The following is a 20,350-nucleotide window of genomic DNA, read 5'->3' on the forward strand; positions in this document are numbered from 1 at the left end:
AGCAATTGCGCTCGGGGGATTTCCCTGCGTATATTGAATGATTCGCGACTTCAGAAGAATTGAGTCGCGGAGAAGTTCACTGGGCACAGTATATCCGGCCGGGAGCGGAATTGTCAAACAGGGGCGCAAACGCAGAGGGCACCACAGGATTTCCCGACGATGAATTGCTGCACGAGCAGGAATTCATCGACGGGTTGTACGCACGCGTGGACGTGCTGCGGGGCGACACCGAGGCCTCCGTCGGCGACGCCCTCGCGCAGGGCAACACACCCATGCAGGCCAGGCTCGAACGGGACGTGCTCGTCGCCGAGCGCTCGGGCCTGCTCGCCGCGCTGAACGCCGTGGACGGCTCGCTCTGCTTCGGCCGGATCGACCTCACCTCCGGCGTCAGCCATCACATCGGCCGTATCGGCGTCCGCGCCGACGACACCGAGCACACCCCCATCCTCATCGACTGGCGGGCCCCGGTCGCCCGCCCCTTCTACCTCGCCACCGGCCACACGCCGATGGACCTGCGCCGCCGCCGGCACATCACCACCGACGGCCGCCGGGTGACCGACCTGCACGACGAGATCCTCGACCTCGGCGACCACGAGCGCACCGGCCACGAGGACCCGACCGGCGACGCCGTACTGCTGGCCGCGCTGAACTCGGCGCGCACCGGCCGCATGAGCGACATCGTGCAGACCATCCAGGCCGAACAGGACCGGATCATCCGCGCCCCGCACAAGGGCGTGATGGTCGTCGAGGGCGGCCCCGGCACCGGAAAGACGGCCGTGGCGCTGCACCGGGCCGCGTACCTGTTGTACGAGTACCGGGAACTGCTGGCGAAGCGCGCCGTCCTGATCGTCGGACCGAACCCCGCCTTCCTCGGATACATCGGCGAGGTACTGCCCTCGCTCGGCGAGACGGGCGTGCTGCTCGCGACCGTCGGCGAACTGTTCCCCGGCGTCCGGGCGACCGCCACCGACGCCCCGCGGGCCGCCGCGGTGAAGGGCCGCGCCGACATGGCCGAGGTGCTCGCCGCCGTGGTCCAGGGCCGCCAGACGCTGCCCGACCCGGTCATCGCGATCGAGCACGACCGGGACATCCTGATGCTCGACGCCGGGCTCGTCCAGGTCGCCCGCGAGCGCACCCGTGAGGCGCAGCTGCCGCACAACGTGGCCCGCGAGTACTTCGAGGGCCACATCCTCAACACGCTCACCGACATGCTGGCCGAGCGCATCGGCACCGACCCCTTCGACGGTTCGAACCTGCTCGACCCGAGCGACATCACCCAGATCCGCGACGACCTCGCCGAGAACCCCGAGGTCTGGTCGGCCATCGACCAGCTGTGGCCGCGGCTGACCCCGCAGCGCCTGGTCGCCGACTTCCTCGCGGACCCCGAGGGATACGTCTCCGACGAGGACGCGGCCGCGATCCGCCGCCCGGTCACCCGGGCCTGGACCACCGCCGACGTCCCCCTCCTCGACGAGGCCGCCGAACTGCTCGGCGAGGACGACCGCGTGGCCCGCGCGCTCGCCGACCAGGAACGCCGCGCCCAGGTGGCCTACGCGCAGGGCGTGCTGGACGTGTCCTACGCCTCCCGCACCTACGAGTTCGAGGACAAGGACGAGGAGGACTCCGAGGTCCTGTCCGCGCACAACATCATCGACGCCGAGCGGATGGCCGAGCGGCACGAGGAGGACGACCACCGCAGCGCCGCCGAACGCGCGGCGGCCGACCGGACCTGGGCGTTCGGCCACATCATCGTCGACGAGGCGCAGGAGCTCTCGCCGATGGCCTGGCGCCTGCTGATGCGGCGCAGCCCGACCCGCTCGATGACCCTGGTCGGCGACCCCGCGCAGACCGCGGAGGCGGCCGGAGTGGGCTCCTGGTCGGAGATCCTCTCCCCCTATGTCGAGGACCGCTGGGAGCACAAGCGCCTCGCCGTCAACTACCGCACCCCGTCCGAGATCATGGACGTGGCGGCGGGCGTCCTGCGCGCGCGGCACCCGGACTTCGAGCCGCCGCGTTCGGTGCGTTCGACGGGCGTACGGCCGTGGGCACGCGCCGCCGGGGACGACCTGCCCGGCACCGTCGCGAAGGCCGTCGCCGAACTGACCCCCGCCGAGGGACGGCTCGCGGTGATCGCGCCCCGCGAACTGCACACCTCGCTCGCGGCCCGGCTGGAGGACGTGACGGCGGGGGAGGAGCCCGACCTGACCCGGACGGTCGTCCTCCTCGACCCCCGTCAGGCCAAGGGGCTGGAATTCGACTCCGTCCTCGTGGTCGAACCGGCGCGATACGGCACGAGCGACCTGTACGTGGCGCTGACGCGGGCGACGCAGGCGCTCGGGATCGTGTACGAGGGCGAGCTGCCGCAGGCGCTGCGGGCGGCGACGGTCTGACCACCGGGCGGGGCGAGGAGTTCACGCTCCTTCGCCCCGCCCCTCGTCGTGGCCGCCGAAGCCCTCAGGCGGGGCGGAGCCAGATGGTGGCCAGCGGAGGCAGGGTCAGGCGCAGGCTGGTGGGATGGGCGTGGGCGGGGTGGGGCTCGGGTTTGACGGGGTGGGGGTTGTGGATGTCGCTGCCGCCGTAGCGGGCGGCGTCGGTGTTGAGGACTTCGTGCCAGGCGGGGATGTCTTCGGGGATGCCGAGGCGGTAGTCGTGGCGGACGACGGGGGAGAAGTGGGAGACGGCGAGGAGGGGGGTGCCGTCGGTGTCGTGGCGGAGGAAGGCGAGGACGTTGTCGTCGGCGGCGTCGCCGGCGATCCAGGTGAAGCCGGCGGGGTCGGTGTCGCGTTGCCAGAGGGCGGGTTCGTGGCGGTAGACGGTGTTGAGGTCGCGGACGAGGTCGCGGACGCCGCGGTGGTCGGGTTCGGCGGGGTAGGCGGGGTCCAGGAGCCACCAGTCGGGGCCGTGGGTTTCGGACCATTCGGCGCCCTGGGCGAATTCCTGGCCCATGAAGAGGAGTTGTTTGCCGGGGTGGGCCCACATGAAGCCGAGGTAGGCGCGGGTGGTGGCGCGTTGTTGCCACCAGTCGCCGGGCATCTTCGACACGAGTGAGCGTTTGCCGTGGACGACCTCGTCGTGGGAGATGGGCAGGACGTAGTTCTCGCTGTAGGCGTACACCATCGAGAACGTCATCTCGTTGTGGTGGTACTTGCGATGGACCGGCTCGTGCTGCACATAGCTCAGCGAGTCGTGCATCCACCCCATGTTCCACTTCAGCCCGAATCCCAGCCCCCCGAACCCGCCGGGCCCGGTGTGATGGGTGGCCCGCGTGACGCCGTCCCAGGCCGTGGACTCCTCGGCGATCGTCACGACGCCGGGTGCGCGGCGGTAGACGGTGGCGTTCATCTCCTGGAGGAAGGCGACGGCGTCGAGGTTCTCCCGGCCGCCGTGTTCGTTGGGGGTCCACTGTCCCGGTTCGCGCGAGTAGTCGAGGTAGAGCATCGAGGCGACGGCGTCGACGCGCAGGCCGTCGATGTGGAACTCCTCGCACCAGTACACGGCGTTGGCGACGAGGAAGTTGCGTACCTCGCGGCGCCCGAAGTCGAATTCGAGGGTGCCCCAGTCGGGGTGGGCGGCCCGCTGGGGGTCCGCGTGTTCGTAGAGGGGGCGTCCGTCGAATTCGGCGAGGGCCCATGCGTCGCGCGGGAAGTGGGCCGGTACCCAGTCCATGAGGACGCCGATCCCGGCCCGGTGCAGGGCGTCGACGAGGTGCTTGAAGTCGTCGGGGGTGCCCAGTCGTGCGGTGGGGGCGTAGAAGCCGGTGACCTGGTAGCCCCAGGAACCGCCGAAGGGGTGTTCGGCGACCGGCATCAGCTCGACATGGGTGAAGCCCAGGTCGGAGACGTAGGCGGGCAGTTGCTCGGCCAGTTGGCGGTAGGTCAGGCCCGGGCGCCACGAGGGCAGGTGGACCTCGTACACCGACAGCGGTGCCTCGTGCACGGGACGGGCCCCCCGCTCCGCCATCCACTCCTCGTCCCTCCACACGTGGTGCGAGGCGTGCACGATCGACGACGTGCGTGGCGGGACCTCGGTCCGCCGGGCCATCGGGTCGGCCCGCAGGGTGCGGGAGCCGTCCGGGCGGGTGATCTCGAACTTGTAGAGCTCGCCCTCGCCGATCGCCGGCACGAACAGCTCCCACACCCCGGAGGAGCCGAGCGACCGCATCGGAAACCCGGTGCCGTCCCAGAAGTTGAAGGTGCCGGCGAGACGGACACCGCGCGCGTTCGGCGCCCAGACCGTGAAACGGGTGCCGGTCACCCCCTGGTGCACCATCGGCTCCGCGCCCAGGGCGCGCCACAGTTCCTCGTGGCGTCCCTCGCCGAGCAGATGGAGATCGAACTCCCCGAGCGCGGGCAGGAAGCGGTACGCGTCCTCGGTGTCCTGAACCGTCCCCTCGTACGCGACGAGCAGCCGGTACGCCTCCGGGACCGCGCGCAGTGGCACCAGTGCCGAGAAGAACCCGTCCCCGTCGTCGTGCAGCTCGGCCCGCAGGTCGTCCGTCACGACGGTCACCCCGAGCGCGTACGGACGGAAGGCCAGGAAGGCCACACCGCCGGGCACCGGATGGGCGCCGAGCACCCCGTGCGGATCGTGGTGCGTGCCGGAGAGCAGTCGCTGGCGGTCACCGGGATCGACCCCGGCGAAGACGGGAGCGCTGTCGGCGGGCTCGGAAACCCCGACCACGGGCTCGGCGCCCTTCGGCTCCGCGGCGCGCGGTTCGGGAACCCTCGCAGCGGCCCCCTTCTTCGAGACCTTGGAGACCGTCGAGACCTTGGCGTCCTTGCTCCCGGCAGGCTTCTGAGCGGCGATCTTCTTGACGGCGGCCTTCTTGACCGCCGCCTTCTCGACCGCCGCTTTCTCGACCGTCGCTTTCTTCACCGCCGCCTTCTTGGCGGCAGCCGGCTTCTTGGCACCGTTCTTCTTCGGACTGTCGTCGGACGGGGGGCGGGGCGTCACGGGCAGGGCCTCCTCGGCGGGGTGAGGTGGGGAAGGTCAGGGGGACGCGGCGAGTCGGCGTATCGCCGCCATCGGTACCGGCAGCCAGTCGGGCCGGTGCCGGGCCTCGTACAGGACTTCGTAGATCGCCTTGTCCGTCTCGTAGGCGCGCAGGAGTACGGGATCGGCGCGCGGGTCGCGGCCGGCGACCTCCGCGTATCCGGCGCAGTACGCGGCCCGGCAGATGTCGGCCCAGTCGGGCACCGCCGGGACGGGGGTGCCCCCCGCCCGAGGGGAGCCGAGGGCCCCGGGGACGGCGTGGGCCGCGTAGTCGAAGGAGCGGAGCATCCCCGCTATGTCCCGCAGGGGCGGCTGGGGCATGCGGCGCTCGGCGAGCGGTTTCGAGGGCTCGCCCTCGAAGTCTATGAGCGACCACTCCCCGGAGGGTGCGCGCAGGCACTGGCCGAGGTGCAGATCCCCGTGTATGCGCTGGGCGGTCCAGGTCCGCCCCTCGGAGGCCAGGTCGGCCAGCGCCTCGAAGGCGGTGCGCAGACCGGCGGCGTACGGCCGCAGCGCGGGCACCGCCTGCGCCGCCGTGGCCAGCCGCTCGGTCATGCCGTCGACGAGCAGTTCCATCTGCACGTGCCCCAGGGTGACCGTGGGCAGGGCCCGGGCGAGGGCCGTGTGCACCTCGGCGGTGGCCCGGCCCAGCGCTCGCGCCTCCCCGGTGAAGCCCTCGCCGTCGCGACAGCCGTCCTTCGCCAGTTCGCTCTCCTTGGCCAGTTCGCTCAGGGCCAGCTCCCAGCCGTCCACCGCGCCCTGGACATAGGGTTGCAGCACCCCCAGTGTGTACGTCTCCCCGTCCAGGTCGGCGGCCATCCACGCCGTCGGTGCCGGCACCCGTGGGCAGCCCTCCCGGGCGAGCGTCAGTGGCAGCTCCAGATCGGGGTTCACCCCCGGGACGATGCGGCGCAACAGCTTCAGGATGAACGTATCTCCGAAGACCAGGGACGAGTTGGACTGTTCCGCGGTGATCAGGCGCGGTATCAGATCGCCCCGTATCTCCTGGCGTAGGTCCCGTTCGAAGCGCAGCTCGCCGACGCGGGCCCGGGTGCGCAGGGCCTCCAGGAGTACGTCGGCGGGGCGCGGGTCGTGCAGTGCCTCGTAGACCGTGTGTCCCGCCAGCGGTCCTTCCTCCACGTGCCCGATCAGCGCGGGCGCGAGGTGCGGCGGGAGTGCCTCGCGTACGCCGATGAGCAGTTGGTAGCAGTCGCCGGGCCGGGTGCCGGCTCCCTGGGCGGGGGTGAGCGGCTGGTGCGCCCGGACCAGCAGGTGGAGCAGGCCCAGCTGAGCCGTCGAGGGCAGCAGTTCGTTGGCCGTCACCAGGGAGAACCCGGTCACCGGACGGCCCTTGCCCGCGAACCAGCGCTGCCGTGGCAGCCATTCCCGTAGGAGCGGATCGAGCGACGCGAGCAACTCGGGGCGTGCGACGGGGGCCGTGACAGAGTGGATTGCGGCTTCCGACATGACGTCGCGTCCTTTCCCCAGGGGCCCGGAGACCGGGGGAGTCGGGGTGTTACTGATGCGTGCCCAGGGCGGGACGGAGGAAACCGCCCCGCCGACCGGGTTCTGGAGTCTGTCCTTGGATCAGACGGCGTCCTTGCGGAGCCGGAACCAGTAGAAGCCGTGGCCCGCGAGGGTGAGCAAGTACGGCAGCTCTCCGATGGCCGGGAATCGCACCCCGCCGATGAGTTCGACCGGGTGGCGGCCGTTGAAGGCCCGCAGGTCCAGTTCGGTGGGCTGGGCGAAGCGGGAGAAGTTGTGCACGCACAGGACGAGGTCGTCCTCTTTGCCCTCGGTGGAGGGGGCCTCGCGCAGGAACGCGATGACGGCGGGGTTGGAGGACTGGAGTTCCGTGTAGGAGCCGAGGCCGAAGGCCTGGTTCTGCTTGCGGATCTCGATCATGCGGCGGGTCCAGTGCAGCAGGGACGAGGGCGAGGACATGGAGGCCTCGACGTTGGTCACCTGGTAGCCGTAGACGGGGTCCATGATCGTGGGCAGGAACAGCCGGCCGGGATCCGAGGAGGAGAAGCCCGCGTTGCGGTCGGGTGTCCACTGCATCGGGGTGCGGACCGCGTCGCGGTCGCCGAGCCAGATGTTGTCGCCCATTCCGATCTCGTCGCCGTAGTAGAGGATCGGCGAGCCGGGCAGGGACAGCAGCAGGGCGGTGAACAGCTCGATCTGGTTGCGGTCGTTGTCGAGCAGTGGGGCGAGCCGCCGCCGGATGCCGATGTTGGCGCGCATCCGCGGGTCCTTGGCGTACTCCGCGTACATGTAGTCGCGTTCCTCGTCGGTGACCATTTCGAGGGTGAGTTCGTCGTGGTTGCGCAGGAAGATGCCCCACTGGCAGCCGGACGGGATCGCCGGGGTCTTCGACAGGATTTCCGAGACCGGGTACCGGGATTCCCTGCGTACCGCCATGAAGATCCGCGGCATGACGGGGAAGTGGAACGCCATGTGGCACTCGTCGCCGCCGGAGGGGAAGTCGCCGAAGTAGTCGACGACGTCCTCGGGCCACTGGTTCGCCTCCGCCAGCAACACCGTGTCCGGATAGTGCGTGTCGATCTCCTTGCGCACCCGCTTCAGGAACTCGTGCGTTGCCGGAAGGTTTTCGCAGTTCGTTCCCTCGACCTGGTACAGGTACGGCACCGCGTCCAGCCGGAACCCGTCGATGCCCAGGTCCAGCCAGAACCGCAGCGCGGAGATGATCTCTTCCTGGACGGCGGGGTTCTCGTAGTTGAGGTCGGGCTGGTGGGAGAAGAAGCGGTGCCAGAAGTACTGCTTGCGGACCGGGTCGAAGGTCCAGTTGGAGGCCTCGGTGTCGACGAAGATGATCCGGGCGTCCTCGTACTGTTTGTCGTCGTCGGCCCAGACGTAGTAGTCGCCGTAGGGTCCGTCGGGGTTGGTGCGGGACTCCTGGAACCACGGGTGCTGGTCGCTGGTGTGGTTCATGACGAAGTCGATGATGACGCGCATGCCGCGCTGGTGGGCGGCGTCGACGAACTCGACGAAGTCGGCGAGGTCACCGAACTCGGGCAGGACGGCGGTGTAGTCGGAGACGTCGTAGCCGCCGTCCCTGAGGGGTGATTTGAAGAACGGGGGCAGCCACAGGCAGTCGATGCCCAGCCATTGCAGGTAGTCGAGTTTCGCGGTGAGGCCCTTGAGGTCGCCGACGCCGTCGCCGTTGCTGTCCTGGAAGGAGCGGACCAGGACCTCGTAGAAGACGGCGCGTTTGAACCAGTCGGGGTCGCGGTCCCTGGCCGGGGTGTCCTCGAAAGTGTCCGGGACGGGCTCGTTGACGATCATGTGGTGGGTGACCCTCCGATCTGCGGTGAGGACGGTCGCAGGACGGTGAGGATGTGCGCGGGGCTATGCCCTGGCTCAAGACGCACATAGTTGGCCCTGCCCCAGTTGTAGGTCTCGCCGGTGAGCTCGTCGCGCACCGGCACGGACTCGTGCCAGTCCAGGCCGAGTTGCGGCATGTCCAACGAGACCGTCGCCTCCTGGGTGTGGTGGGGGTCGAGGTTGACCACCACCACAACCGTGTTCGATCCGCTCCCGTCCGTGACCGACTTCGAGTAGGCGATCACCGCGTCCTTGTCCGTGTGGTGGAAGTGGAGGCCGCGCAACTGGCGCAGTGCCGGACTGCGCCGGCGGATGGCGTTGAGCGCCCTCAGCAATGGCGCGATGCTACGACCCTCCCGCTCCGCCGACTCCCAATCCCGCGGACGCAGTTGGTACTTCTCGGAGTTCAGGTACTCTTCGCTGCCCGCACGCAGGGGGGTGTGCTCACAGAGCTCGAATCCGCTGTAGACGCCCCAGGTCGGAGACAGCGTCGCGGCGAGCACCGCACGCAGTTCGAAGGCCGGCCGCCCGCCGTGCTGAAGGAACTCGTGCAGGATGTCCGGGGTGTTCACGAAGAAATTGGGCCGCATGTAGGCGGCCGCCTCCCCCGACAGCTCACCGAGGTACTCGGTCAGCTCCTGCTTGGTGTTGCGCCAGGTGAAATAGGTGTACGACTGCTGGAAGCCGACCGCCCCCAGCGTGCGCATCATCGCGGGCCGGGTGAACGCCTCGGCCAGGAAGATCACGTCCGGATCGGTGCGGTTGATGTCCGCGATGACCCGCTCCCAGAAGACGACCGGCTTGGTGTGCGGGTTGTCGACGCGGAAGATCCGTACACCGTGGCTCATCCAGTGCCGCAGCACCCGCACCGTCTCCTGGATCAGCCCCGGCATGTCCTTATCGAAGGCGATCGGATAGATGTCCTGGTACTTCTTCGGCGGATTCTCCGCGTACGCGATCGACCCGTCCGCCCGGTGGTGGAACCACTCGGGATGCTTCTGCACCCACGGATGATCCGGCGAGCACTGGAGCGCGAAGTCGAGCGCGATCTCCAGGCCCTCCCGCTCCGCCCGCCTCACGAAGGCGTCGAAGTCGTCGATCGTGCCGAGATCCGGATGAACGGCGTCGTGCCCGCCCTCCGGGGAGCCGATCGCCCACGGCACACCGACGTCGTACGCCCCCGCAGAAAGAGTGTTGTTGGGCCCCTTGCGATAAGTGGTCCCGATGGGATGAATCGGCGGCAGATACACGACATCGAATCCCATCCGCGCGATGGCGGGCAGCCGCTCGGCGGCGCTGCGGAAGGTGCCGTGCACCGGCGGATCGAGATGCCCGCTCTCCGAACGCGGAAAGAACTCGTACCAGGAGCCGTACAGCGCCCGCTCGCGCTCCACCAGCAGGGGCAGCGGCTCCGAACTGCTGACCAGCTCACGCAGCGGATGACGAGTGAGGACCCTGTCGACTTCGGGGGTACGGGCGGCGGCGAGGCGGGCCGCCGAGGAACGGCCGGTGTCCCGCAGCGCGTCCGCCGCGGCGAGGACGACATCCCTTCTGCCCTTGCTCTTCGGCACTCCGGCGGCAGCGCGCTCGTACAGCCGGGCGCCCTCCTCCAGGACCAGTTCCGTGTCGATGCCCGCCGGGATCTTGATCCCCGCGTGGTGGCGCCAGGTGGAGACCGGATCGCTCCAGGCCTCCACGGTGTACGTCCAGTGGCCGGTCGTCCCGGCACAGACGGTGGCGCCCCAGCGGTCGGTGCCGGGGGCGAGTTCGCGCATCGGGCTCCAGGGGCCGGTGCGGCCCTCCGGATCGCGCAGGACGACGTTCGCGGCGACGGCGTCATGACCTTCGCGGAAGACGGTGGCCGTGACGTCGAAGACCTCGCCGACGACCGCCTTGGCGGGGCGACGGCCTTGCAGGACGAGGGGCCGAACGTCGACGACGGGAATGCGTCCGACGCTCTCGCCGCCTTCACCTGCCTGTTCGGAGGGTTGCTCCGGGGCGCGGGGGACGGCGTCGACCTTGTGTATGGGGGGTGTGTCGGAGGTGGTCGTCGGGGGTGGCGACGTGTGGTGCGTGGCGGGCATGACCGCTCCTGTCCGCGTCAACGTGGGTGGGCGGATGACGGTGTGGGGAGGTGGGGCCTGCGGGGCGTACCGGGGGAGCCTTCCCACCCTATTCGGGTGAGCAATCCGGCAGGTTGCTAACTACTTACGCGTATGTCTACACACAAGACCGGCCTCGTCCGACGGGCGAGGCCGGTGCCTGCTGCGGCGGTTCTTTACGAAGAGTCGACCTGCAGAAGCCTGTTCGGCGAACCGAGCCCCGCACCGCCGACCTTCCCGTACACCGCCCGCCCGACCAACGCTTTGCCCACTTGGGCCGGGGTCGCCTTCGGGTGGCCGGCGAGATAGAGCGCCGCCGCGCCCGCGACATGCGGGCTCGCCATCGACGTACCGGAGAAGGTCGCCTTCCCTGTGTCGCTCGCGTACGACGCCGACGTGATCGCCACGCCGGGCGCGAACAGGTCGAGCGCCGCCCCGAAGTTGGAGAAGCTCGCCCGGGCGTCGGCCCTGTCGCTCGCCCCGACCGTCAGCGCCTCCTTGACCCGGGCGGGGGAGTACAGCCCGGCTGCCAGTCCGTCGTTGCCCGCCGCGACCGAGTAGGTCACTCCGGAGGCGATGGAGTTGCGTACGGCGGCGTCCAACTGGGCGTTCGCGTGGCCGCCCAGGCTCAGATTGGCGACCGCGGGCTTGTGCGCGTGCCGGGTCACCCAGTCGATACCGGCGATGACCTGCGCGGTGGTGCCGGATCCGGCGTTGTCGAGCACTCGCACGGACACGACCTTGGCCTTCTTCGCCACACCGTAGGTCGTCCCCGCGATGATCCCGGCGACATGCGTCCCGTGCCCGTTCCCGTCCCCCGCCGCCTTGTCGTTGCCCACGAAGTCCCAGCCGTAACCGGCCCGCCCCCCGAAGTCCTTGTGCGTGATCCGGATCCCCGTGTCGATGACGTACGCCGTCACGCCCGCGCCCGCCGACTCCGGCCACGAGTAGCCCTTGTCGAGCGGCAGAGCGGGCTGGTCGATCCGGTCCAGCCCCCAGGACGGCGGGTTCTTCTCGAAGTGGTCGAGTGTCACCCGGGTGTCCTGGACGACGGAGGCCACACGGGAGTCCGCCGCGAGCCGCCGCGCCTGCTTCTCGCCCACCTGAACCGCGTACCCGTTGAGCGCTGTGCCGTACGTGTGGCTGATTCGCGCTCCGTACTTCTCGGCGATGCCCTTACCCACCGATGACGGAGCCCTCGTACCCCCCTTGAGTGTCACGATGTAACTACCGCTGACGGAACCGGGTTCGCCGGCGCCGAGTATCCGCCCCTCCGGGGCGGCGTGCGCGGGCAGGGTGATGGCCGAAAGCACCGCGGTCGTCGTGACCGCGGTGAGGCATCCTGCCCAGCGCAGACGCCGCTGTCTCGTCTGTGCCATGACGTGAGTTCCCCTCCTCAAGTCGGCGTACGCCGACCGGGACCGACCGGTGTGCGACCGGGGTCGCGCGTACGCCACTTGGCAGCCTCTCGTGTGGTGTGAAGCACCACAAGGCCGCCCATGCGGGCGGAATCGGCCATACCCTCCGGGGGTGGGGCGGAATGGTCGCGTCGATTCCCGGTCGACGGTTCCTCTCGTCGACGCCTCAGCGCGGTCCCTCGGCTGCCGACCGGTGGGGGCTGGTCGCGCAGTTCCCCGCGCCCCTGAGGCGGGGGCTGCGCCCCGCATCCCCGCTCGGGTGATTCGTTCGACTCGCGGCCGGTGGGGGCTGGTCGCGCCGTTCCCCGCGCCCCTAGGGCGGGGCTGCGCCCCGATCCCCCGCTCGGCCGAGTCCGTCGACTGCGGGCCGGTGGGGGCTGGTCGCGCAGTTCCCCGCGCCCCTGACGGGGCGCTTTTGAGGGGGTGTTCCACTCACCCGCAGCTGTCGGACTGCGGAAGGGGGCGTGGGGGTGTGTCGCAAGCCCGTCGCTTACGTTCGGATCGAGCAGCGGCTCGCTTGCCCGGCCCACGTCTGATCCGGCGGCGACGGGCTCGACGCACCCCACGCCCCCGACCCACCCACGCGCTCCCCGACCCACTCACGCGCCCGCCACCCACCCACGCCCCGACCCACCCACGCCCCCGCCACCCACGACGCCGGAGTTCATCGATGCGCCGTGTCGTGGAAACACCCTCGCCGCTACCGTCGTCGGTGACGTACATCCCGCCGCATACGTCTTTTGTGAAGGTGGAACTTGTGAAGGCAATCCGCAGATTCACCGTTCGCCCCGTACTGCCCGACGCCCTTCACCCGCTCAGCGACCTCGCCCGCAACCTGCGCTGGTCCTGGCACGCCGAGACCCGCGACCTCTTCCAGTCCGTCGACCCCGAACGCTGGACCGCCTCCGACGGCGACCCCGTACGCATGCTCGGCAGCGTCCCTCCCCACCGCCTCGCGGAACTCGCCGAGGACCGCCGCTTCCTGCGCCGCCTCGCCGCCGTCGCCGACGACCTGCGCGACTACGTCACCGGCGATCGCTGGTATCAGACCCAGACCCAGATTCCCGACCTCCCCGCCGCCATCGCCTACTTCTCACCCGAGTTCGGCATCACCGCGGCCCTGCCGCAGTACTCCGGCGGCCTCGGCATCCTCGCCGGCGACCACCTCAAGGCCGCCAGCGACCTCGGCGTACCCCTCATCGGCGTAGGCCTCCTCTACCGGCACGGCTACTTCCGGCAGTCCCTCTCCCGAGACGGCTGGCAGCAGGAGCACTATCCCGTCCTCGACCCGAACGAACTCCCTCTCGTACCCCTGCGCGAATCCGACGGCACCCCGGCCCAGGTCTCCCTCGCCCTCCCCGGCGCCCGCGCCCTGCGCGCCCGCATCTGGCTGGCCCAGGTCGGTCGCGTGCCCCTCCTCATGCTCGACTCCGACGTCGAGGAGAACGACCTCGGCGAACGCGGGGTGACCGACCGGCTGTACGGCGGCGGCAGCGAGCACCGGCTGCTGCAGGAGATGCTGCTCGGCATCGGCGGGGTGCGCGCCGTACGGACGTACTGCCGGCTGACCGGCCACGCTCAGCCCGAGGTGTTCCACACCAACGAGGGCCACGCGGGCTTCCTCGGCCTGGAACGCATCGCCGAACTCGCCGAGGGGCAGGACGGACAGGACGGGGACGACGGCAACGGCGGGCTGGACTTCGAGGCCGCTCTCGAATCCGTCCGCGCCGGTACCGTCTTCACCACCCACACCCCCGTCCCCGCCGGCATCGACCGCTTCGACCGTGAACTGGTCGCCCACCACTTCGGCCCGGACGCCGAACTCCCCCGTATCGACGTCGAGCGCATCCTCGGCCTCGGCATGGAGACCTATCCGGGCGGTGAGCCGAACCTCTTCAACATGGCCGTGATGGGGCTCAGGCTCGGTCAGCGGGCCAACGGGGTGTCGCTGCTCCACGGTCACGTCAGCCGCGAGATGTTCTCCGGGCTGTGGCCGGGTTTCGACCCGGACGAGGTCCCGATCACCTCGGTCACCAACGGCGTGCACGCACCGACCTGGGTGGCACCGGAGGTCTTCCGTCTCGGCGCCCGCCAGATCGGCGCCCAGCGCACCGAGGACGCGATGACGGTCGGCGGCTCGGACCGCTGGGACGCGGTGGCGGACATCGCCGACCAGGAGATCTGGGACCTGCGCCGGGTACTGCGCGAGCAACTCGTCCTGGAGGTACGGGAACGCCTGCACGCCTCCTGGCGCCAGCGCGGCGCCGGAACGGCCGAACTCGGCTGGATCGACGGGGTGCTGGACCCGGACGTCCTCACGATCGGCTTCGCCCGCCGCGTCCCTTCCTACAAACGCCTGACCCTGATGCTGCGCGACCGCGACCGCCTGATGGACCTCCTCCTGCACGCCGAACGCCCGATCCAGATCGTGGTCGCGGGCAAGGCGCACCCCGCGGACGACGGCGGCAAGCGACTCGTGCAGGAACTGGTCCGCTTCGCGGACGACCCGCGCGTACGCCACCGGATCGTCTTTCTCCCGGACTACGGGATGGCGATGGCGCAGAAGCTGTACCCGGGCTGCGACATCTGGCTGAACAACCCGCTCCGCCCGCTGGAGGCCTGCGGCACGTCCGGGATGAAGGCGGCACTCAACGGCTGTCTGAACCTCTCCGTCCTGGACGGCTGGTGGGACGAGTGGTTCCAGCCGGACTTCGGCTGGGCGATCCCGACGGCGGACGGCACGGCGACGGACGACGACCGCCGCGACGACCTGGAGGCGGCGGCCCTCTACGAGCTGCTGGAACAGCGCGTGGCGCCCCGCTTCTACGAGCGGGGTCAGCACGGTCTGCCCGACCGGTGGATCGAGATGGTCCGCCAGACGCTGACCCATCTCGGCCCGAAGGTCCTGGCGGGCCGGATGGTGCGCGAGTACGTGGAGCGCCTCTACGCCCCCGCGGCCCGCGCCCACCGCGCCCTGGCCCCGGAGGCGGCCCGCGAACTGGCCGCCTGGAAGTCCCGCGTCCGGGCGGCCTGGCCCCGGGTCACGGTGGACCATCTGGAGGCATCCGCCGCCACCACGACCGCCGAACTGGGCACCACCCTCTCCCTGCGCGTGCGGGTGGCGCTGGCCGACCTCGCCCCGGACGACGTCGAGGTCCAGGCGGTCTCGGGCCGCGTCGACTCGCAGGACCGCATCGCGGACGCGAGCTGCGTCCCGCTGAAACCGGCGGGCGGTCCGGACCTGGAAGGGCGCTGGGTGTACGAGGGGCCGCTCTCCCTGGACCGCACCGGCCCGTTCGGCTACACGGTCCGTATTCTCCCCACGCACCGACTGCTCGCGTCCGGCGCCGAGCTGGGCCTGGTCACGATGCCTTCGGAGGAGGTGGGGGAGGAGGCCGGGGTCCTGATGCGCTGAGCGGCCCGAAAGCGGAAGGCGGACTGCGGGCCTACGGTTCGAAACCCGCGCACAGCCGGCGCAGTACGGTCCCGCAGCGCCGTGCGTAGGCGTGCTGGAGCCCCCGGGTCGCCGGTCCTCCCGCGCGGGTGTACCACTTGGCCGCACGGCTGAAGGCGGTCACGGTCAGCCAGACCGTGCCGTCGCCCGTGCGGTCGACCACGAAGGCCTCCTCGCCGTGCTCGGGGTGGCCGGGCAGGGTGCCGTAGGCCCAGCCGGCCCGGCGGTACTCCTCGACCGTCCAGACCACACGGCAGGGGGCCTTGAGGGGGCCGAGTCCGACGGTGACGTCGACTCCGGGGGCCGCCTTGTCGGCGGTGGCGGTGATGCCCACGCCCATGGCGCGGTGCATCTCCCAGGTCATCAGCGCTTCGGAGGCCGCGCGGAAGACGGCCTCGCCCTCGCCGACGCGGGTGCGCAGGTGCAGGGGGTGGAACCCCGGCGGGCAGCGGCCGTCGCGCGTCGCGCCCACGTCCTCGTATGTGAAGGGGTTGTCCGGGGAGACCATGGGGGACAGCGTAGGGCGGTACCCGGAGGTGCCTTCTCTCCGGGTACCGCCCAAGGTGCCTGAGGGGGTCCCGAGGACCCCGTGGGCACTAGCTCACGTTGACCGCGGTCCAGGCCGCGGCCACCGCCTTGTACTCGGCGCTGGTCGAGCCGTACAGGGCGGACGCCGCGGAGAGCGTCCCCGTGCGGGCCGACTTGTAGTTGGTCGTCGACGTGAAGTACGTCGTCAGCGCCTTGTACCAGATCTGCAGGGCCTTGTCCCGGCCGATGCCGGTGACGGCCGTGCCGTTGTACGTGGGCGAGTTGTAGCTGACGCCGTTGATGGTCTTGGCGCCGCTGCCCTCGCTCAGCAGGTAGAAGAAGTGGTTGGCGACACCGGACGAGTAGTGCACGTCCAGGTTGCCGACGCTGGAGGACCAGTAGTCGGCGGAGCCGCCGTCCTTGCTGGGCTTGTCCATGTAGCGCAGCGGGGTGCCGTCGCCGTTGATGTTGATCTTCTCGCCGATGAGGTAGTCACCGGGGTCGGAGGCGTTGTTGGCGTAGAACTCGACGCCGGTGCCGAAGATGTCGGAGGTCGCCTCGTTCAGACCGCCGGACTCGCCGGAGTAGTTGAGACCGGCCGTGTTGGCGGTGACGCCGTGGCTCATCTCGTGGCCGGCCACGTCCAGCGAGGTCAGCGGGTGGGTGTTCCCGGAGCCGTCGCCGTACGTCATGCAGAAGCAGCTGTCGTCCCAGAACGCGTTGACGTACGCGTTGCCGTAGTGGACGCGGGAGTACGCGCCGACCCCGTTGTTCTTGATGCCGCTGCGGCCGAAGGTGTTCTTGTAGAAGTCCCACGTCTCCTGCGCGCCGTACGCGGCGTCGGCGGCCGCGGTCTGGTCGGTGGTGGAGCTGGAGGCCGTGCCGGTGCCCCAGGTGTCGTCCGCGTCGGTGAACAGGGTGCCCGCGGAGGAGGAGGTGGTGTGCGACTTGTTGTACGTCTTGTGGCCGCCGCGGGTGCCGTCGGTCAGCTGGTACGTCGAGCCCGACAGGGTGGTGTTGAGGCTGACCGTGCCCGAGTAGAGGGTCTTGCCGGTGCCGGTCTCGATGCCCTGGTACTCGTAGAGCTTCTTGCCGGTGGCCGCGTCGGTGATGACGTGCAGCTCGTTCGGGGTGCCGTCGTCCTGGAGACCGCCGACGACCGTCTCGTAGGCGAGGGTGGGCTTGCCGGTGGCGGCCCAGATCACCTTGCGGGGGGCGCGGTCGGCCGCGGTCTTCTCCGAACCGGCGGCCTTCGCCGCGGTGAGAGCCTGCTTCTCGGCCTTCGCGGTGGTGACCTGCGGCTTCAGCGAGGCGACCTTGATGGCCGTCTTCACGGCCTTGGTGACGCCCTCGGTCTTGCCGGCCTTGGACTCGTGGACGACCAGGTCGCCGCCGAGGACCGGAAGGCCGTTGTACGTGCGCTCGTAGCGGGTGTGCACGGTGCCGTCCGCGTCCTTGAGGACGTCTCTGACGACGAGCTTCTCCTTGGCGCCGAGGCCTATCTGCTGGGCGGTCTCGGACGCGGCCGCGTCGGCCTGCTGGATGAGGCTCGTGCGTGCGGCGGCGGAGAGCTGGACCGTGGCGCCGGGGAGCTTCGCCTTGGCGGCGGCCGACTCGGTCTGGGCGGAGGCACCGGTGGTCAGACCGGTGGTGAGCAGGGCTCCGGCAGCGACAGCGGTGGCGATGGCCAGAGTGGTGCGCTTGTGACGCGCGTAGAGGGGGGTCACGCAATCTCCTCTTGTGGGGGCGACCGGACGGCGTGGGGTGGCCGTACGGAAGGTGCGAAGTTGCGGTGCGGGTGAGCCGTGCGGTGGAAGAGTGACATCCAGGGCGCGTACATGTCAGGAGGGCAATGAAATCTTGGCCGAAAAGCGTCCGTTGGGTGAAGATCGCTGTTCGTTACGCGGATTTCGATCTTGGTCAAGCGGCAACAAAAGCAGGGTCATGGCACGGCAAAGAGGGCGCCGCCCCGGGGAGTCGAACCCCGGGGCGGCGCCCTCTCGATGCCGAGTGTTCAGGTGCGGTCTACGGGAACGTCAGCTTCCAGCTGTTGATGTAGCCGGTGTCCTGCGCGGCCTTGTCCTGGACCCGCAACTTCCAGGTGCCGTTGGCGACTTCGGAGGACGCGTTGACGGTGTAGGTCTCCTGGACGTTGTCCGCCGAGTCGGAGGAGCTGAAGGCCTTCAGGGGGTACACCGTGCCGTCCGGGGCCAGCAGATCCACGACCAGGTCGCCGCGCCAGGTGTGCACGATGTCCACGTCGACCAGAAGGTTCGACGGGGCGTTGCCGGTACGGCCGGTGACCGCGATCGACGACGTCACGGCCGGCCCGTTGTCCGGAATCGATACGTCGCTGGTGTTCTCGAACGACGTACCGGTGCCGCCGCCACCGCCCGGACGCGAGCCGACCTTCACGGCCGCCCAGGCGTTCTGCACCGCCGTGTACTCGGCGCTCGTCGTGCCGTACAGCTCGCCCGTCGCCGCGAGCGTGCCGGTGCGGGCCGCCGCGTAGTTGGTGGTCGAGGTGAACTTGGTGGTGAGCGCCCGGTACCAGATCTGCAGGGCCTTGTCCCGGCCGATGCCGGTGACCGGAAGGCCGTCGGCGGTCGGCGAGTTGTAGCTGACGCCGTTGATGACCTTGGCGCCGCTGCCCTCGCTCAGCAGGTAGAAGAAGTGGTTGGCGACGCCGGACGAGTAGTGGACGTCGAGACCGCCCACGCTGGAGGACCAGTTGTCCGCCGAGCCGCCGTCCTTGCTGGGCTTGTCCATGTAGCGCAGCGGGGTGCCGTCGCCGTTGATGTTGATCTTCTCGCCGATGAGGTAGTCACCGGGGTCGGAGGCGTTGTTGGCGTAGAACTCGACGCCGGTGCCGAAGATGTCGGAGGTCGCCTCGTTCAGGCCGCCGGACTCGCCCGAGTAGTTGAGACCCGCGGTGTTGGCGGTGACGCCGTGGCTCATCTCGTGCCCGGCCACGTCCAGCGCGGTCAGCGGGTCCGCGTTGCCGGCCCCGTCGCCGTACGTCATGCAGAAGCAGGTGTCGTCCCAGAACGCGTTGATGTACGCGTTGCCGTAGTGGACCCGGGAGTACGCACCCACGCCGTTGTTCTTGATGCCGCTGCGGCCGAAGGTGTTCTTGTAGAAGTCCCAGGTCTCGGCGGCGCCGTAGTGCGCGTCGGCGCCCGCGGTCGCGGCGTTCGACGTGGTGCCGTTGCCCCAGGTGTCGCTGGTCTGGGAGAACAGGGTGCCGGTGCCGGACGTACCGCGGTTGAGGTTGTACGTCTTGTGGCCGCCGCGCGCGCCGTCGGTGAGCGTGTAGTTGGAGCCCGACTGCGTGGTCGTCAGCGTCACCTGGCCGCTGTACTGGGTGTTGCCGATACCGGTCTCGATGCCCTGGTACTCGTAGAGCTTCTTGCCGGTGGCCGCGTCGGTGATGACGTGCAGCTGGTTCGGGGTGCCGTCGTCCTGGAAGCCGCCGACGACCGTCTCGTACGCCAGGGTCGGTGTGCCGTTCGCCGCCCAGATCACCTTGCGGGGCGCCCGGTCGGCGTCGGTCTTCTTCGAACCGTCGGCCTTGGCGACGGACAGGGCCTGCTTCTCCGCCGTGGAGGCGGCGATGGCGGGCGTGAGCGAGGCGACCTTGAGGGTGGCCCGCGTCGCCTTGATGACCCGCTCGGTCTTCCCTGCCTTGGTGGTGTCGACCACCAGGTCGCCGCCGAGGACCGGGAGTCCCGCGTACGTGCGCTCGTAGCGGGTGTGAACCGTGCCGTCCGCGTCCTTGATGACGTCGCGGGCGACGAGTTTCTCCTTGGCCCCGAGGCCCAGGTCCTTGGCGGTGGCCGCCTTGGCGGCGTTCGCGTCGCGTATCAGCTCCGCGCGCTGCGAAGGCGTGAGCTGGACGGCGAGAGAACCACGGTTGATCTTGCCGAGGGAGGATTTCTGGGGGGCCGCGCTCGCGGCGCCCGACTGGACGGCCGCGGCCAGCAGGGCGGAGACGCCGACGAGGGCGACGGCCGCGACACGGCGCTGGGTGTGGGAGGTGCGTCTGTGGGAGGAACGGCTGCTCAACACACTGACTCCTTCTGCGTGGCCACGGCTCGCGCGGCCAGTGGGGATCCGGTCGGGGTGGGTACCCGTCCGGGCAGAACAGGGCAGAACAGGGCAGAACAGGATGGAACGCGGAACCAGTTGCCTGGGGATCCACGGCCACGACACGGCGATGGTGCTGTGAGGTTGCTGTGAAGTTGCCGTGGGAAGAGTGGCAGGAGATTTCGCTTTCTGTCAGGACCGCGTCAGGAACTTGGCCGGAATTCGTCCGTTGTCCGGGTGTTCATGTTCGGCATGCGGACTGTTCGCCGGAGCGTGTCCGGTCCGTGGCGGGGCGAGGCGCGAGGGCCCTGCCGCACCTCGCCCGGAGCGGCCGGACGAGCCCCGACGCACCCGGCCCTGACCCCCGCTCAGGGCCTCGCCCCGACCCCGCTCGGAGCCCCGCCCCGACCCCGCTCGGGCCCCCG

At 70.0% G+C, this 20,350-nt stretch carries 10 protein-coding genes; 2 read left to right on the plus strand and 8 right to left on the minus strand.

Annotated features, from left to right (window positions below):
- Positions 1-92: 92 nt before the first annotated feature.
- On the plus strand, positions 93-2,390 hold the full coding sequence (locus tag FNV62_RS34580) for a HelD family protein (protein ID WP_375336845.1): 2,298 nt from the start codon (positions 93-95) through the stop codon (positions 2,388-2,390).
- A gap of 64 nt (positions 2,391-2,454) precedes the next feature.
- On the opposite strand, the gene glgB is transcribed toward FNV62_RS34580, so the two are convergent.
- The 5 genes from glgB to FNV62_RS34605 all read right to left on the minus strand — a co-directional run bounded on the left by glgB (position 2,455) and on the right by FNV62_RS34605 (position 11,818).
- Positions 2,455-4,953, minus strand: coding sequence for a 1,4-alpha-glucan branching enzyme (gene glgB / locus FNV62_RS34585; RefSeq protein ID WP_143628152.1), 2,499 nt, complete (start codon positions 4,951-4,953; stop codon positions 2,455-2,457).
- Positions 4,954-4,989: 36 nt separating this feature from the next.
- Complete coding sequence (locus FNV62_RS34590; protein ID WP_143628154.1) at positions 4,990-6,459, minus strand: maltokinase N-terminal cap-like domain-containing protein; 1,470 nt, start codon at positions 6,457-6,459, stop codon at positions 4,990-4,992.
- 120 nt (positions 6,460-6,579) lie between these two features.
- Positions 6,580-8,298, minus strand: a complete 1,719-nt coding sequence (gene treS / locus FNV62_RS34595; RefSeq protein WP_143628156.1) for a maltose alpha-D-glucosyltransferase — start codon at positions 8,296-8,298, stop codon at positions 6,580-6,582.
- Complete coding sequence (locus tag FNV62_RS34600; protein ID WP_143628158.1) at positions 8,295-10,421, minus strand: alpha-1,4-glucan--maltose-1-phosphate maltosyltransferase; 2,127 nt, start codon at positions 10,419-10,421, stop codon at positions 8,295-8,297. The genes treS and FNV62_RS34600 overlap by 4 nt, the downstream gene beginning before the upstream one ends.
- A gap of 194 nt (positions 10,422-10,615) precedes the next feature.
- On the minus strand, positions 10,616-11,818 hold the full coding sequence (locus FNV62_RS34605) for a S8 family peptidase (protein WP_143628160.1): 1,203 nt from the start codon (positions 11,816-11,818) through the stop codon (positions 10,616-10,618).
- Positions 11,819-12,614: 796 nt separating this feature from the next.
- Here FNV62_RS34605 and glgP point away from each other — a divergent pair.
- Positions 12,615-15,272 (plus strand): alpha-glucan family phosphorylase, encoded by a 2,658-nt coding sequence (gene glgP, locus FNV62_RS34610; RefSeq protein ID WP_097286287.1) that lies wholly within the window; start codon positions 12,615-12,617, stop codon positions 15,270-15,272.
- 31 nt (positions 15,273-15,303) lie between these two features.
- On the opposite strand, the gene FNV62_RS34615 is transcribed toward glgP, so the two are convergent.
- The 3 genes from FNV62_RS34615 to FNV62_RS34625 form a co-directional block, all read right to left on the minus strand.
- Complete coding sequence (locus tag FNV62_RS34615) at positions 15,304-15,819, minus strand: DUF1990 family protein (protein ID WP_054234669.1); 516 nt, start codon at positions 15,817-15,819, stop codon at positions 15,304-15,306.
- Between the two features lie 88 nt (positions 15,820-15,907).
- Positions 15,908-17,566, minus strand: a complete 1,659-nt coding sequence (locus tag FNV62_RS34620) for a M4 family metallopeptidase (protein ID WP_143602961.1) — start codon at positions 17,564-17,566, stop codon at positions 15,908-15,910.
- Positions 17,567-17,864: 298 nt separating this feature from the next.
- The gene (locus FNV62_RS34625; RefSeq protein WP_097289213.1) at positions 17,865-19,904 is read right to left on the minus strand and encodes a M4 family metallopeptidase; all 2,040 of its coding nucleotides are present in this window, start codon (positions 19,902-19,904) and stop codon (positions 17,865-17,867) included.
- Positions 19,905-20,350: the final 446 nt, after the last annotated feature.

Source organism: Streptomyces sp. RLB3-17 (genome assembly GCF_007113425.2).
GTDB lineage: Bacteria > Actinomycetota > Actinomycetes > Streptomycetales > Streptomycetaceae > Streptomyces > Streptomyces mirabilis_D.

Excerpts from the sequence above, each read along its gene's own strand:
- FNV62_RS34615 (WP_054234669.1), bottom strand. The coding sequence starts at position 15,819 with ATGGTCTCCCCGGACAACCCCTTCACATACGAGGACGTGGGCGCGACG.
- FNV62_RS34600 (WP_143628158.1), bottom strand. The coding sequence starts at position 10,421 with ATGCCCGCCACGCACCACACGTCGCCACCCCCGACGACCACCTCCGAC.
- FNV62_RS34605 (WP_143628160.1), bottom strand. The coding sequence starts at position 11,818 with ATGGCACAGACGAGACAGCGGCGTCTGCGCTGGGCAGGATGCCTCACC.
- FNV62_RS34590 (WP_143628154.1), bottom strand. The coding sequence starts at position 6,459 with ATGTCGGAAGCCGCAATCCACTCTGTCACGGCCCCCGTCGCACGCCCC.
- treS (WP_143628156.1), bottom strand. The coding sequence starts at position 8,298 with ATGATCGTCAACGAGCCCGTCCCGGACACTTTCGAGGACACCCCGGCC.